The sequence below is a fragment of the Burkholderia sp. BCC0044 genome, from assembly GCF_902832955.1.
Lineage (GTDB): Bacteria > Pseudomonadota > Gammaproteobacteria > Burkholderiales > Burkholderiaceae > Burkholderia.
Map to the genome: position 1 here is coordinate 93,540 of NZ_CADFDO010000008.1, position 14,429 is coordinate 107,968.

Below are 14,429 nucleotides of genomic sequence, written 5' to 3' on the forward strand. Positions count from 1 at the left end.
CGTCATTGATCGTTTTTCTTCGGTTGTGACGGCGTATCGCCCCATGACCAGTTTTTTGGAGAGGGGATGATGATGTTGCTGCCATCATGCAGTTGCTTCGCTGCGGCAGCCCGCTGGGAATCGGTCTGGGTGCCCTTATCATTGCAGCCTGCAAGGAGCCCAATCAGTGAGAGCGAGATAATGAATTTCATCGTCGGCCTCTTATTGAAAGCTCCAGTTTTTCGGCGTCGGGGTGGTGATGTTGCTTCCATCACGAAGCTGCTTTGCCGATGCCGCCTGCTGGGCCTCTCGATCTGCAATCACCTGTGCGCGGGTGGCGGCCGCTGTTGCCTGCGCTGTCAGCATGCCCCGGATTTGCAGGAGCTGGTTTGTCTGCGCGCTAGCGAGCTGGTTCGCTGCCTGCAGCGCCTGCATTTGTCCCTGCGCACTCGTCGCTTGTGACTGCAACTGGCGAAGGTTCGCGGCGTCTGTCGCGAGCGTTTGTTGCTGCCGATCGACGCCCTTCAATACGGCATCGTTTGCCTTTTTTTGCGCCTCAGAGCCGTTCGCTTGCGCATCAAGCAGTGCTTGCCGCTGCGCGTCTGTGCAACCAGTCGAGGTGAAGCACGGCGACGAGCGGTAATAGGCCACGTCTTGGTAACGCGACAGATACCCGTCGATGCTCCCAGCCTGGTTCTTGTAGTAGTTCAGCGTGTCCTGTGCTTGTAGGAGCTTGCTGATGGTCTGGTTTGCCTGATCCCACACGTAGGCAGCCGGCGCGAGCGTGTTTTGCAGCATGTTTTGGTATTGCTGCAACTGCGTCTCGTACTGCTGAATCTGTTTCGCGACCGCCGCCACGTTTTGCATGGCGCTGATCGTCGTTTGAACAACGTTCGTCGCGTCGATAACGGGGATGCCGGCGTGTACCGGGCCACCGAATGCTGCTGTGATTCCGATAGCCAGTGCCATCTTGGTGGCCTGACGCGTTGCTCTACGCATCTTGCTTCTCCTTCGATTTGTGAGACGCCGCGCTGCGAACCGAACATCAGTAGCGATGGGATGCTCGTTTTAGCGGCTAAAAAAATCATCCGAGCACTATTCGCTTCATGACAGCTCGCAATTCGTCCTGTGTGGCCTCGATCTTCGCCAGCAGCGCACGGATAGTTGCTGGCGTGAACCCAGCCGTCCGCTCATCGTTCGTCAACCAGAGCTTCAACAGGCCACCGAGGCGACCGAGGTCGCCATTGACTCGGGCCAAATCCTGGACCTGAACGAGATCGAGGATGCCGCGAACCTCATAGCCCACACCCACGTTTCGCAAGTAGGCGGCGATGCTCAAGCCAGTGGCCGCCGCGTTGCGCTTTATTGCTGCCTCTTCGTCGGGCAAGACCGGCACGCGGAGGTGACGACCATACTTGCGCGTTGTCATCTTTTTCTCGTCGTTCATCGCTTCTCCAAGCCGGTGTGAACCGGCACTGAGCGGCGGTAGCCGCTGCCTCGCAGAGCAGGATTCCCGTTGAGCGCCGAGGGCGCGAATGAGGGGAGTGAAGATAGATAGCCGGCTTGCCGGTTAGCTAACTTCACCTATCCTGCCCGGTATGCAATCGCTCTCGAAATGAGATCGGACCTTTCCGCCATCGACATGCCGGTGTTGATTTGCCATATCCCTTTCGATCAATCGAAAGAACAACGTGCGAATGCCGCATGGGCCGAAAAAAGCCCTGTTTTGTTCGACTCCAGGAAGGCAATGGCCGAATGCAGCAAGGTTGCTGACCATTACCGGGCCACTTCCTGACTGCGCGTCAGCTCGTCGGCGTATCTTCGGAAAGCCTGGTAGCCGTAGTGGATGTGTCCTTCCTCCACCAGTGCCTCCCAGATGCTCATCAGCGAATGTCCGTCGTCGATGGCTGCCTGAATTTCGGTACGCATGAGAAGAAACGCTGCGCGGTTCCTTGCATTGCGACCAACGGCGCGCTTCAGCGCCCTCTCTGCTATGCGCTCGGATAGTGTTTTCATGGCATCAGACCGTATAACCGTGAGACGACAGAACATTGGCCATGTTGGCTCCCTCCCAGCTTCCCGGCCGACTGACTACCAGGCCGGCATCCTCAGCTAGCATGGCAAGAAGGCTCGCTCGGGTAAGGTGGCCGTGACTGCTATACCGGTCGACGGATTCATGGTGATCGTTGAGTAGCCTCACGAGCTCGTCGAGCTCGGTTGCCGTCTTGTCACTCACGGTGACGGTGAGTCGTTTCATGTGCGTCCCTCAATTCAGGTTTCGCAGGTTGTCCACAGCCTGCTGCTGGCAGCTGTACTTCTTGTTAAATAGATTTATCTATCTTGTTAGGGTGTCCGGCTGACACTGATTCGCGGCCAATCGGTATCTGCCGGACACCAATGTGGATATGTCGAGTGTCAGGCAGACACGTATCAGCCTGAGCTGTGTATAACTTCCTCCTGGCGTCGAGCCTCGATCTTCGTTCGCAACGACATCAGGATGTCTCGCATGTCCTGCGGCAGGCAGGCGATGTCCTGAGCGTTGAACACGACGGCGTTGCCGCTCGCGTGCGTGACGTTGACCTGTAGCCGTTCGATTTGAACGATCCTCGATCCAGCGAAGTCACCCGAAACCAAGACGTTTTTCAGGTCGGCCGTCGCGGCCTGTACCGACGAGGGCAGGTAGTCCCACGTCGCCACGGCGGTTGGCCGACCGGCGCCGTCTTGAATGCAAACTTTCTCGCGCAGCCGATATTCATTGCGCCGGCCGTCGCGTGTCTTGGTGATGTAACCGAATGCCTCAAGCGTCTTCAGCTCGCGGATCACTTGGCTGCGGCTGATGCCTGACTCCGCAGAAATCGTGTCGATTGCGGGGAACGAGCGTCCGGTATTGAAATTGGTGTGAGCCTTGATGACGAGACAGACCGTTACCGCATACGGTCCCATGCGAGCTATATCGCCGGTTTCGATCATGGAGTGGAACACGTGGAACCAAGTCGTCTCCGCGCGAAACAGGTCGCCTTGCTCGTGCATGACGTTGGTCTTCATGGCTGCACCGAGAACTGCTCGTCGATCAGCTTCGCGATCGCTTCGGTGCGGAAATAAATCCGGCGTCCGATATGAACCTTCGTCGCGTTGATGTGGCGTGCCCAATCGGCGCGCGACGTACTCAGGCTGATGCGCAGGCCTTCCGGGCTGCGGTCGAGAATTTCCGCGAGCTGATCCAGCGTTAGCAACACGGAATATCGTTCCTTCAATGCGGCAAGCGTCGTTGTCACTGTAGCTCCGGGGACATCTGCAAGTTACGTTTGGTATCGCTAGTTTTCGCTGAACTCAGCTATATTGGGCGGTAAAAGAAATTCGCCGCGAGTCCGCCGATGCCCAAAGCTCTTTCGACTACGTTAAGTGTGGTGCCTGTCCGGCCAAGGCGCGGTCGGCCGCTTGGTTCCATCAAGGACGACCAAGCGCGCTTGCGCGACCGCATCCGCGTGGTCGCAACATTGAATGAGCTGCTGACGCGGGTCACCACTGTAGAGAATGCAAACCAGTTCGCACGCTGGTTCGACGGGATCATGCGGAAGCAGCATCCGCTGCTTCCGTGGGAGACCGAAGAGTCAGGCAAGTGGCGCAAGAATTTCGCCGGCAGCGTTGCGCTGAATCCGGAGTCAATTGAGCACTTGCAGGAACTGTTTCCAGATGGTCGCTACTACAGTGCCGTTGGCTTGTGTGGGCGAGAGCAGGAAACGAGAGTTGCGTATCCGGTATCGCGCGGATCTGCACCAATGCGTGTGCGCGAGCTTTACGATGCCGGCCCCGGTAGGTTGTGGGAGGCTCTTTGGGCACACAGTGAGGCTTTGTCGAAGCTGTGGGAGATCTACCCACCGAATAGTCTATGGGGGCCGAGCGAGAGTTTTACCGATGTGCTCGCGGAGCTCTCGATGAAGCTATGGAGCGATTCGCGCTGTGGTGTTGAGATTGAGTTCGAAGACCTCGGGCGCGCAATCGTGCTTTACCGACTTGAGCTTGCCGGTATAGCGGGGAGTCCAGAGGATGGCGTTGATGCATATCTGTTGGTTAGGCTTGCGATGGCGGAGCTGTCACCGGTGCTTCGATGTCTTGGCGTATGGAATGATCTAGCGTCCTACATCATCGATATGGAGCGTGACCGGGTTCGGTTGCATCCCCAATATGCGGACGTTATTGAGACAAGGTATTCGACGGGGCATCCGTTCGATGTGTACACCTACGTCGAAAACCCATTTTTCGCGATGCTGGGTGTGGTCCAAGGCGAGCCCTCGCTGGCTCGCCATATTGAATGCATCGCCGGGCTGTCGCAGTGCTAGGAAGGCACGGCTCGATGGCATGCGGAAGTACGACATAGCTACATGCACGGGGCATAAGTGAACGCGATTAAGAATCGAAGTGTTCTCTCTCTGATAGCGCGGGGCGTAAGCTCGGAACTCGCACAACGTTTGTTTTCCGAAGGGCACAAAATTGGCACGCTCAAGACAAAAGCGCTCGACGAGCTTCTGTCGCTCGGGCTATCTGAGCCCGTTGCACGGGGCCTTCGGTCTGGACGAACGCCCATCCCCGAAGACCGTCTACTGAAATTGCTCTATGACAACAAATGGGTCTGCTGTGTTTGTCGTTCACGCGACGACGCGGTCGTAGTTCATCACATAGAACCGTGGGCGACCAGCCGGTCACATGAGGCAGACAATTTGGTTGTGCTGTGTCCCAACGACCACAGCAGAGCACACAGCAGAGGCGACCTTACCCAAAATCTAACGCCGAATAGGCTCAGAGAATTAAAGCGCTTGTGGGAAGCAGAGGTAAAAATCGATGACTCAGCGGTGATACAGAAGGCTGCTCAATCAATCGGTGAATATTGGTATTTCTTTAATCTTCTTCGATTGTATGAGTTCGCCGAGCACGAGCATATCGACTTACAAACACTCCCTCACTATGTCGATGCGCGCATAGCTGGAATTTTGGATGCTCACGGGCATTTGGTACCAGAAGAGAGGGACAGTTTATATGCGTATTCAGGTTCGCACGCGCCGCTAAGGTATTACTATGCTAAAGACCTTTTCATGCGCGTACTTGAAGGAATATCCATAATCAATATCTCGGATCGACTCGACAAGGGAGATCTTTCCAGCACGATCATTCAAAACGACTTAATCTATGTTGCAGGGGCGCACAACTTTAAGCAGCTCAATGACGTGTCATTCGGTCCAGGGCAATTAGTCCGGGGACGTCGATCGGCAAACTCAGTTCAGATCGAGTTTGTATTCGATCGTTGGGAGGCAACATCGACGTCTGCCAATACGGTGTGGCTAACAGGCCGGAATGTTGTCGGTAGTTTTTGTCGTGTAGGAAGCATCTCACGTAGTGAAGACAAAAAGGCGATCTTAATTAAGTGCACAGTTCTCGCTATATGTGCCGAGCTACCAGATATGCGAACACGTTCTTATGTGTCGAATACACTCTTCGAAAATTTTCACGGCATCGATGGCGGAGATGATGAGGAGTCTGACGATTGGAATGTTACATTTGATGAATCGGATAACTTTTGAGCTAATCGCGTTGGTTTCGCAGAAGGAAAGATTGAGCCTAGTATCATAAAAATTCTTGCAGTCGCGTCTTGCAGGAGAAATTTTTAGACGTAGAGAAATGGATGCAATTATCGGCGACATGGTTCAATGCCACGGATGCACAAGAGAACGTGCTAGAACCGTAGATCGCGCTTCCGAGGAGAGCGCCTCATTGCTCTCCGGTGGCTGCATGCGACTTCAAAAGGCCGCGTCCCGGAAATTCGGAGTGCCGCTTCGGGGTCGGTACCGGCGTTCACTACGTGCATGGTTGAAAAGCCTTCGCCGGATCTGACGGTATCCGTCCGCTGACGTCCCAAGTTATACGGGCCGAGCGCATCTGGCATTTCGGCATACGCTTCTGCGCGTAAAGCCGCGTTGAGCTTGAGATGATTTAGGTCTTGCCCTTTCGATAGTGCTCTAACAGATCTTCGTTACCGGAAAGGACCTCCACCATCATTTGAAGCATCAAGACCGGTCCCGGAACGATCCCCGCCTCATCGATCTCCTGCCCGTCAAAGTCGGGATTGGTTGGAATCTCAACGTTCACCACCCACCAGACCTCGATTTTTCTCAAGATGGTGATCAAATCTTGGAAAATCTCGACGTGGTCAAAATCCACCGAGCCCATCACGACCGATGGCAGTTCGTGAGCTAGCTTGTTTCGGATCGACTTGATGCGTTCGAAGGTCTCAAGATCGCCAAGATCGATTGCGCCATGCTCGGTCAGCCAATCGAGCGATGCGTACAGGGTGCTTTTGTTGCGAGCGAGAACTTCCGAGCGATATTCCTCGCTCAGCTGATACGTACCCGGCTCGAGACCAATGCTTTCAATGTTGTAGAAATCGCGAATACGCCCGACGATTGATTGCCTCAGAAGTTCAAAGGCTGTGATGTAGAGCGACGCCGAGATGAGCTTTTCTTGCATCACCGCTGGCGTCAGCAATTGTTCCCATTGCTCGTTAGCGGGCATAGGTCGTGAACTCCGTTAGGTCAGCGAGGCCGTTTTGATGGCATCAAGCTTGCCGACAAGGTCCTCGGCACGCAAGTGCGTGTACCGGCGGAGCATCTGCATCGACTTGTGCCCGCTGATCGAAGCCACTTCCTGATCGCTCAGCCCCGCCTCGACCAGCCGGCTAACCCCTTCGTGGCGGAGGTCGTGAAAGCGGAAGTCGATCAGGCCTGTCTGCTTTTTGATGGCGTTCCAGACCTTTGTGAATTGGTACGCTCGCCGTTTCCTGTCGCGGCCGGGTTCTCCGAAAAAGACGAGGTCGGTGTCAATAGGGCGAATCGGGTTCGCAAGGGCGCTTTGCAAGACCGACGCCGCGAGCTTGGTCAGGGGCACTGTGCGGGCAGCATTGTTTTTGGTGTCGGTCAGGCGGACAACGCGACGTTCCAGGTCGATCTGGCCGCGCCGTAGCCCAACTATTTCCGACTGTCGCATTCCGGTTTCTATCGCCAGGCGCACAATCCATCCCAGCATGGGGTTCGTGTGTTTATCGACAGCTGCGAGTAGCAGTGCTTGCTCACGGCCGGACAGACGCCGATTTCGCCCCTCTCCGGGGCGGGGCTTGCGGATATTGGCGACAGGGTTGTAGACCAGTCCGACATGCCATTCCTTGATTGCTACGTTGAACAAGTGACCGAGCAGGGCGAGTTCGAGGCGGACGGTGTTGTTTGCTTTACCTTGGGCGAGCCGGTCGTCGCGGTAGCGGCCCACGAGGTCAGGCGTGACGGCCGCCAATGAGTATTTCCCGAAGTGCGCTTTCAGCTCTCGAATACGAGCGCCTTCCCGACGCTGCGTGCTGGCTTTCTTGGTGGGGACGATTTCCCGCTCGTATCGGTCGAGGGCGTCCGCTACCGTGGTTTTTTCCGAGGGAGCGCGTTGGATGAACACGCCGCGCACCATCTTGTCCTCGGTGCGCCGAGCCCAATCCTCTGCGTCGCGCTTCGTGCGGAACGTTTTGGCGACGGTCGGCCAACCAACGCGCCGGATGGTTGCTTTCCAGGTACCAGAGGGGGTTTTCGTCAGTGCTGCCATGGTGCTCCTTCCGTGAGGTCTGCACCGCGTATTGCACCGAATTTGCACCGCGAGGGGCCGGTAAAAAGAAAAGGGCTCGCAGCGAAGCCGCAGAGCCCTTAGTGAAAAAGCCCTGTAAATCAAAGATTTACAGGGCTTTCGCATTTGGTGGCGAATCAGGGATTCGAACCCCGGACCTGCGGATTATGATTCCGTCGCTCTAACCGACTGAGCTAATTCGCCGAAGACCCAAATTATGTCGATCGGTCGGCCGGCTGTCAATACCTTTTTCCATCTTCCCCGAAAAAAGTTGCCGCCGCCCCGTGCCGGCCTCCATCCCGGGCGGGAGCCGGCCGCCGGAAGGCGCATCTCCGCCGGCGGTCCCCCGCTCCACGCGCAATATCAATCCTGCGCGTAGATGTCCGAGTCCTTCGTCTCCTTGACGAACAGCAGGCCGATCACGAATGTCGCGAGCGCGATTACGATCGGATACCAGAGCCCCGAGTAGATGTTGCCCTTCGCCGCGACGATCGCGAACGCCGTCGCCGGCAGGAAGCCGCCGAACCAGCCGTTGCCGATGTGATAGGGCAGCGACATCGACGTGTAGCGGATCCGCGTCGGGAACATCTCCACCAGCATCGCGGCGATCGGCCCGTAGACCATCGTCACGAAGATCACGAGGATCGTCAGGATCACGATCGTCATCGGCCAGTTGAGTTGCGCCGGGTCTGCCTTGGCCGGGTAGCCGGCCCCCTTCAGCGTCGACGCGAGCGTCTTGTCGAACGCCGCGCCCTGCGCCTTCGCGTCGGCCGCCTTGCCGTCGTAGGTCTGGATCACCGTGTCGCCGACCTTGATCTGGGCCGGCGTACCGGCCGGCGCCGCGACGTTCTCGTAGTTCAGGCCGGCCTTCGCGAGCGCGCTCTTCGCGATGTCGCACGAGCTGGTGAACTTCGACGTGCCGACCGGGTTGAACTGGAACGAGCAGGCGGCCGGATCGGCGATGACCGTGATCGGCGCCTTCTGCGTCGCGAGTTCGAGTTGCGGGTTCGCGTAGTGCGTAAGCGCCTTGAACAGCGGGAAGTAGGTCAGCGCCGCGATCAGGCAGCCCGCGAGGATGATCGGCTTGCGGCCGATCTTGTCCGACAGCGAACCGAAGAACAGGAAGAACGGCGTGCCGATCAGGAGCGCGATCGCGATCAGGATGTTCGCGCTCGCGCCGTCGACCTTCAGCGTCTGCGTGAGGAAGAACAGCGCGTAGAACTGGCCCGTGTACCACACGACGGCCTGGCCGGCCGTCAGGCCGATCAGCGCGAGGATCACGATCTTCAGATTCTTCCACTGACCGAACGCTTCGGTCAGCGGCGCCTTCGACGTCTTGCCTTCCGCCTTGATGCGCAGGAACACCGGCGATTCGTTCAGTTGCAGCCGGATCCACACCGACACCGCGAGCAGCAGGATCGACGCGACGAACGGCACGCGCCAGCCCCAGCTGCCGAACGCGTCCTCGCCGATGAACGTGCGCACGCCGAGGATCACGAGCAGCGACAGGAACAGGCCGAGCGTGGCCGTCGTCTGGATCCACGCGGTGTAGAAGCCGCGCCGGTTGGCCGGCGCATGCTCGGCGACGTAGGTCGCCGCGCCGCCGTACTCGCCGCCGAGCGCGAGGCCCTGCAACAGCCGCATCGCGATGAAGATCACGGGGGCGGCGATGCCGATCGACGCGTAGCCGGGCAGGAAGCCGACCACGAACGTCGAGACGCCCATGATCACGATCGTCACGAGGAACGTGTGCTTGCGGCCGACGAGATCGCCGAGCCGGCCGAACACGATCGCGCCGAACGGCCGCACCGCGAAGCCGGCCGCGAAGCCGAGCAGCGTGAAGATGAACGCGGCGGTCGGATTGACGCCGGAGAAGAAGCTCTTGCTGATGTAGGCCGCGAGCGAGCCGGCCAGGTAAAAGTCGTACCACTCGAACACGGTGCCGAGCGACGACGCGAAGATCACCTTCTTCTCTTCGCCCGTCATCGGCGAGTGCGAAATTTGCCCGCCTAACGTTGCCATGAATCGTCTCCAAGTCCCTTGATATAGATGTGCGGCCGCCTTGGGAGGGGCGGGCCTGACGACGATTATTGGCACGGAAACTTACGGCCCACTGACTCGCGCGTACAAAACCACTGCGCGTTAACCCGCGTCGAATCGGCCGCTTCGCGCGCCGATCGTGGCGCGAACGGTTGGTAAATCGCCGGTTTCGACGTTTTTGCGCCGCGCCGCGGCGGCGCGCGTCAGGGTTAATCCGGGGCGGTGTCGGTCAGCGGCAGGCTGATGCGCACGAGCGTGCCGGCGAGGCGCGGTGCGCTCTGGTAGACGTGATCGTCGAGCGTCAGCGTGCCGCCGTGCTGCGTGGCGATCTCGCGCACGATCGCGAGCCCGAGGCCGCTGCCGTCGCCTTCGCGGCCGAGGATCCGGTAGAAGCGCTCGACGACGCGCTCGCGCTCGCCGGCCGGGATGCCGGGGCCGGTATCCTCGACTTCGAGATGCACGCGCCGCGCCGCGGGCTCGGCCCGCACGCGCACGGTGATGCGCCCGCCTTCGGGCGTGTAGCGGATCGCGTTGTCCACCAGGTTGCCGAGCATCTCGCGCAGCATCACCGGATTGCCGTCGACGTCGAGCGGCGCGTCGTCGTCCGGGCCTTCGTAGCCGAGGTCCATGCGTTTCGCGAGCGCGGCCTGCACCCAGTCGCGCACCGTGCGCCGCGCGAGCGAACCGATCTCGACCGGCTCGAACGTCAGCCCGCTCGCGCGGTTCTCGGCGCGCGCGAGCGCGAGCAGTTGCGTGACGAGTCGCGCGGCCTGCTCGGAGCTCGTCGCGATCTGCTCGAGCGAGCGCTGCACGTCGGGCGGGACCGGGTGGCGCAGCGCGAATTCGGCCTGCGTGCGCAGGCCCGCGAGCGGCGTCTTCATCTGGTGCGCGGCATCGGCGATGAAGCGTTTCTGCAGCGCCATGTTCTGTTCGAGGCGCGCGAGCAGGTCGTTGAACGACGTGACGAGCGGCTCGATCTCGGGCGGCGCGCGCTGCGCCTCGACGGGCGACAGGTCGTCGGGCCGCCGCGCGCGGATGTGCGCCTGCAGCGCGTTGAGCGGCGCGAGCCCGCGCGACAGCCCGAACCAGACGAGCAGGATCGCGAGCGGCAGGATCACGAATTGCGGCAGGATCACGCCCTTGATGATGTCGTTGGCGAGCGCATTGCGCTTGTCGAGCGTCTCGCCGACCTGCACGAGCACGGGCTGCGCGCCGCTCGCCTGCGGCAGCGCGACGGTCGTATACGCGACACGCACGTCGTTGCCGCGCAGCAGGTCGTCGCGGAACACGACGACGCCCGGCGGCGGGCGGTCCTCGTCGCGCGGCAGCGGCATGTCGGCCTCGCCCGCGACCAGCTCGCCGCGCGTGCCGAGCACCTGGAAGTAGACGCTGTCGATGTTGTCCGCCCGCAGGAAGTCGCGCGTCTGCTCCGGCAGCGTCAGCTCGGCGACGCCGTTGACCGGATGGATCTGCCGCGCGAGCACATAGGCGTTGGTTTCGAGCGCGCGGTCGAACGGGCTGTTCGCGATCGTCTTCGCGACGAGATAGGTGACGGCGATGCTCATCGGCCACAGCAGCAGCAGCGGCGCGAGCATCCAGTCGAGGATCTCGCCGAACAGCGAGCGCGGGCGCGGCGTCTCGGGCGATTCGGTTTCGTCGGGCGGTGCGAACGGGTTCTCGTAGCGCGCGTCGCGCGCCTCGTCCGCAGCCGACGACGGCGCGCCGGTCGGGGGGCGGGAAGGGGAATGGGCCGGCGTGGCCATCGCGGCGCCGCCGACGTCAGCGCAGCGGCGTGCCGGCGGCCGCGGGCTGGGGCGCGGCCGTGTCGGCCGGCGTCGCGGGCGCGACCTTCTCGAGGCAATAGCCGAGGCCGCGCACGGTCGAGATCCGCACGCCGCTCGGTTCGATCTTCTTGCGCAGCCGGTGCACGTAGACTTCGATCGCGTTGTTGCTGACTTCCTCGCCCCATTCGCACAGGTGATCGACGAGCTGTTCTTTCGACACGAGGCGGCCGATCCGCTGCAGCAGCACCTCGAGCAGGCCGAGTTCGCGCGCGGAGAGATCGAGCACGTGATCGTTCGCATACGCGATGCGGCCGACCTGGTCGAACGCGAGCGAGCCGTGGCGCACGACGGTCGGGCCGCCGCCCGCGCCGCGCCGGGTCAGCGCGCGCACGCGCGCCTCGAGCTCGTTGAGCGCGAACGGCTTGGCCATGTAGTCGTCGGCGCCGAGGTCGAGCCCCTTCACGCGTTCGTCGACGCTGTCGGCGGCGGTCAGGATCAGCACGGGGAGCGTGGAATTGCGCGCGCGCAGGCGCTTGAGCACGTCGAGGCCGGACATTTTCGGCAGCCCGAGATCGAGGATCAGCAGGTCGAAAGTCTGCATCGACAGCGCGGTGTCGGCGTCGACGCCGCTCTTCACGTGATCGACGGCATAGCCCGATTGGCGGAGTGACCGGGTGAGGCCGTCCGCGAGTATGCTGTCGTCTTCGGCGATGAGAATTCGCATGTTGCTGACCGATGCCGGCAGGGCGTTCACGCCGGCGCGGCTGTCTCCGAAGTTATTCGTGTACAACGCAACCCAAATTGCGGGCTTGCATAAACTACTGTTTTTTTATACAGTGTCTGCATTCGTGGGCAGCGCTTGATGCGGGCGCGCCTCCAACAGACGCTGCTCATCATAGCAAAGGACGATTCATGGAAGATAGCAAGAAGGGCTCCGGGATGACCGCCGAGAAGAGCAAGGCGCTGGCGGCCGCGCTCGCGCAGATCGAGAAGCAGTTCGGCAAGGGCTCGATCATGCGCATGGGCGACGGCGAGGCGGCCGAGAATATCCAGGTCGTCTCCACGGGGTCGCTGGGTCTCGACATCGCACTGGGCGTCGGCGGCCTGCCGCGCGGCCGGGTGGTCGAGATCTACGGTCCGGAATCGTCCGGTAAAACCACGCTCACGCTGCAGGTCATCGCTGAACTGCAGAAGATCGGCGGCACCGCAGCCTTCATCGACGCCGAGCACGCGCTCGACGTCCAGTACGCGTCGAAGCTCGGCGTGAACGTGCCGGAGCTGCTGATCTCGCAGCCGGACACCGGCGAGCAGGCGCTGGAAATCACCGATGCGCTGGTGCGCTCGGGCTCGATCGACATGATCGTCATCGACTCGGTCGCGGCGCTCGTGCCGAAGGCCGAAATCGAAGGCGAGATGGGCGATTCGCTGCCGGGTCTGCAGGCCCGCCTGATGTCGCAGGCGCTGCGCAAGCTGACCGGCACGATCAAGCGCACGAACTGCCTCGTGATCTTCATCAACCAGATCCGGATGAAGATCGGCGTGATGTTCGGCAACCCGGAAACCACGACGGGCGGCAACGCACTGAAGTTCTATTCGTCGGTGCGTCTCGACATTCGCCGGATCGGCTCGATCAAGAAGAACGACGAGGTGATCGGCAACGAAACCCGCGTGAAGGTCGTCAAGAACAAGGTATCGCCGCCGTTCCGCGAAGCGATCTTCGACATCCTGTACGGCGAAGGTATTTCCCGCCAGGGCGAGATCATCGATCTCGGCGTGCAGGCGAAGATCGTCGACAAGGCCGGCGCCTGGTACAGCTACAACGGCGAGAAGATCGGTCAGGGCAAGGACAACGCGCGTGAATTCCTGCGCGAGAATCCGGAAATTGCCCGCGAGATCGAGAACCGCATCCGCGAATCGCTCGGTGTCGTCAGCATGCCCGATGGCGTAGCCAACGAAGCCGAGGCGTTGGACGAAGAAGAGTGATGGTTGCGCGCCGAGGTCAGGCTGGCGAGCCGGAGGAGCACGACACGCCCGACACGGCGGGTCGCTCCGGCCGGCGAGCCGGACCCTCGGGCGCCGACCGGCGGGACGCAGGCGGCAACGCCGCGAACCGCACCGCGACGAGGGCATCCGACGATGCCCTCGTTTCGTTTGAGATCGCCGCACCGGACGATCCGTTCGACGACGATGAGTCGTTCGACGCACACGATCGCCCCCGCCGTCGCGTGTCCGGTGTCCGCTTCCCGGGCGATCGCGCCGCCGATGCGCCCGCGACGGAAGATGTCTATACGCGCAGCAGCCAGCATCCGCGCCGCACACGCCGCGCCGCCGGTGCGTCTTTCGGCGCATCTTCCGGCGGTACCGCTTCAAGCGACGCTCCGGGCGCTGGCGAGCGCAAGTCGTCGAAGCCGCCGCGGTCGTTGAAGGGCCGCGCGCTCGGCTATCTGTCGAGGCGCGAATACAGCCGCGCGGAGCTCGCGCGCAAGCTCGCACCGTACGTCGGCGAGGACGAATCCGTCGAACCGGTGCTCGATGCGCTGGAAAAGGAAGGCTGGCTGTCCGACGCACGCTTCGCCGAGAGCCTCGTGCATCGTCGCGCGTCGCGCGTGGGCGTCGCGCGCATCGTCAGCGAACTGAAGCGCCATGCGGTCGGCGACGGTCTCGTCGAAGAGGTGAATGCCCAATTGCGCGAGACCGAATTGACGCGCGCGCAGGCCGTCTGGCGCAAGAAATTCGGTGCACTGCCGCAAACGCCCGCCGAACGCGCGAAGCAGGCGCGCTTCCTGTCCGCGCGCGGCTTCTCGAGTGCGACCATCGTGAAGTTGCTGAAGGTCGGCGACGATTTCCCGATCGACGACTGAGCCACCCGGTCGCGCGCGTGGCGCGCGATTTTGCTGCATTGCAACCGCTTCTGGACAGGCGGGAATACCCGCCGTTGCGGCAAACTGTCTCAAATACCCAATATGCTAAAATCCA

General features: G+C 61.0%; 17 protein-coding genes and 1 tRNA gene. 5 read left to right on the forward strand and 13 right to left on the reverse strand.

The window, feature by feature from the left end:
• Nucleotides 1-2: 2 nt before the first annotated feature.
• From HWX14_RS33480 to HWX14_RS33510, 7 genes are all read right to left on the reverse strand, one after another.
• Complete coding sequence (locus tag HWX14_RS33480; protein ID WP_175886420.1) at nucleotides 3-191, reverse strand: hypothetical protein; 189 nt, start codon at nucleotides 189-191, stop codon at nucleotides 3-5.
• A gap of 10 nt (nucleotides 192-201) precedes the next feature.
• Entirely contained in the window at nucleotides 202-948 is a 747-nt protein-coding gene (gene trbJ / locus HWX14_RS33485) for a P-type conjugative transfer protein TrbJ (protein WP_124678233.1), read from the reverse strand.
• Between the two features lie 115 nt (nucleotides 949-1,063).
• Nucleotides 1,064-1,426: a conjugal transfer transcriptional regulator TraJ gene (gene traJ / locus HWX14_RS33490; RefSeq protein WP_038740056.1), complete on the reverse strand. Its 363-nt coding sequence runs from the start codon at nucleotides 1,424-1,426 to the stop codon at nucleotides 1,064-1,066.
• A 329-nt stretch (nucleotides 1,427-1,755) separates the two neighbouring features.
• A complete protein-coding gene (locus tag HWX14_RS33495) occupies nucleotides 1,756-1,995 on the reverse strand; it encodes a TraK family protein (RefSeq protein ID WP_161935148.1) in 240 nt (79 codons plus the stop codon).
• A 4-nt stretch (nucleotides 1,996-1,999) separates the two neighbouring features.
• Nucleotides 2,000-2,236, reverse strand: coding sequence for a hypothetical protein (locus tag HWX14_RS33500; protein ID WP_077055763.1), 237 nt, complete (start codon nucleotides 2,234-2,236; stop codon nucleotides 2,000-2,002).
• Nucleotides 2,237-2,409: 173 nt separating this feature from the next.
• On the reverse strand, nucleotides 2,410-3,024 hold the full coding sequence (locus HWX14_RS33505; RefSeq protein WP_175886421.1) for a helix-turn-helix domain-containing protein: 615 nt from the start codon (nucleotides 3,022-3,024) through the stop codon (nucleotides 2,410-2,412).
• On the reverse strand, nucleotides 3,021-3,254 hold the full coding sequence (locus HWX14_RS33510) for a hypothetical protein (RefSeq protein ID WP_004548065.1): 234 nt from the start codon (nucleotides 3,252-3,254) through the stop codon (nucleotides 3,021-3,023). The genes HWX14_RS33505 and HWX14_RS33510 overlap by 4 nt, the downstream gene beginning before the upstream one ends.
• A 99-nt stretch (nucleotides 3,255-3,353) precedes the next feature.
• On the opposite strand from HWX14_RS33510, the gene HWX14_RS33515 reads away from it, so the two are divergent.
• Nucleotides 3,354-4,319, forward strand: coding sequence for a hypothetical protein (locus HWX14_RS33515; protein WP_244130398.1), 966 nt, complete (start codon nucleotides 3,354-3,356; stop codon nucleotides 4,317-4,319).
• A gap of 474 nt (nucleotides 4,320-4,793) precedes the next feature.
• Entirely contained in the window at nucleotides 4,794-5,555 is a 762-nt protein-coding gene (locus tag HWX14_RS36690; RefSeq protein WP_244130399.1) for a hypothetical protein, read from the forward strand.
• A 409-nt stretch (nucleotides 5,556-5,964) separates the two neighbouring features.
• Here HWX14_RS36690 and HWX14_RS33525 read toward each other — a convergent pair whose 3' ends face one another.
• The 6 genes from HWX14_RS33525 to HWX14_RS33550 form a co-directional block, all read right to left on the reverse strand.
• Nucleotides 5,965-6,543, reverse strand: a complete 579-nt coding sequence (locus HWX14_RS33525) for a hypothetical protein (RefSeq protein ID WP_124678172.1) — start codon at nucleotides 6,541-6,543, stop codon at nucleotides 5,965-5,967.
• A gap of 15 nt (nucleotides 6,544-6,558) precedes the next feature.
• The gene (locus HWX14_RS33530; RefSeq protein ID WP_175886423.1) at nucleotides 6,559-7,611 is read right to left on the reverse strand and encodes a site-specific integrase; all 1,053 of its coding nucleotides are present in this window, start codon (nucleotides 7,609-7,611) and stop codon (nucleotides 6,559-6,561) included.
• 145 nt (nucleotides 7,612-7,756) lie between these two features.
• Nucleotides 7,757-7,833, reverse strand: a tRNA-Met gene (locus HWX14_RS33535).
• A gap of 159 nt (nucleotides 7,834-7,992) precedes the next feature.
• Nucleotides 7,993-9,651, reverse strand: a complete 1,659-nt coding sequence (locus HWX14_RS33540) for an MFS transporter (protein WP_175886424.1) — start codon at nucleotides 9,649-9,651, stop codon at nucleotides 7,993-7,995.
• Between the two features lie 227 nt (nucleotides 9,652-9,878).
• Nucleotides 9,879-11,432, reverse strand: a complete 1,554-nt coding sequence (locus HWX14_RS33545) for a sensor histidine kinase (protein ID WP_175886425.1) — start codon at nucleotides 11,430-11,432, stop codon at nucleotides 9,879-9,881.
• A gap of 16 nt (nucleotides 11,433-11,448) precedes the next feature.
• Nucleotides 11,449-12,177, reverse strand: a complete 729-nt coding sequence (locus HWX14_RS33550; protein WP_175886426.1) for a response regulator transcription factor — start codon at nucleotides 12,175-12,177, stop codon at nucleotides 11,449-11,451.
• On the opposite strand from HWX14_RS33550, the gene HWX14_RS33555 reads away from it, so the two are divergent.
• From HWX14_RS33555 to recX, 3 genes are read left to right on the forward strand one after another with little or no spacing between them, the layout of a single operon-like run.
• Entirely contained in the window at nucleotides 12,176-12,316 is a 141-nt protein-coding gene (locus HWX14_RS33555) for a hypothetical protein (RefSeq protein WP_175886427.1), read from the forward strand. The two genes, HWX14_RS33550 and HWX14_RS33555, sit on opposite strands and share 2 nt — an antisense overlap.
• 49 nt (nucleotides 12,317-12,365) lie before the next feature.
• On the forward strand, nucleotides 12,366-13,436 hold the full coding sequence (gene recA / locus HWX14_RS33560; protein ID WP_011546125.1) for a recombinase RecA: 1,071 nt from the start codon (nucleotides 12,366-12,368) through the stop codon (nucleotides 13,434-13,436).
• The gene (recX, locus tag HWX14_RS33565; protein WP_175886428.1) at nucleotides 13,436-14,314 is read left to right on the forward strand and encodes a recombination regulator RecX; all 879 of its coding nucleotides are present in this window, start codon (nucleotides 13,436-13,438) and stop codon (nucleotides 14,312-14,314) included. The genes recA and recX overlap by 1 nt, the downstream gene beginning before the upstream one ends.
• Nucleotides 14,315-14,429 lie beyond the last annotated feature (115 nt).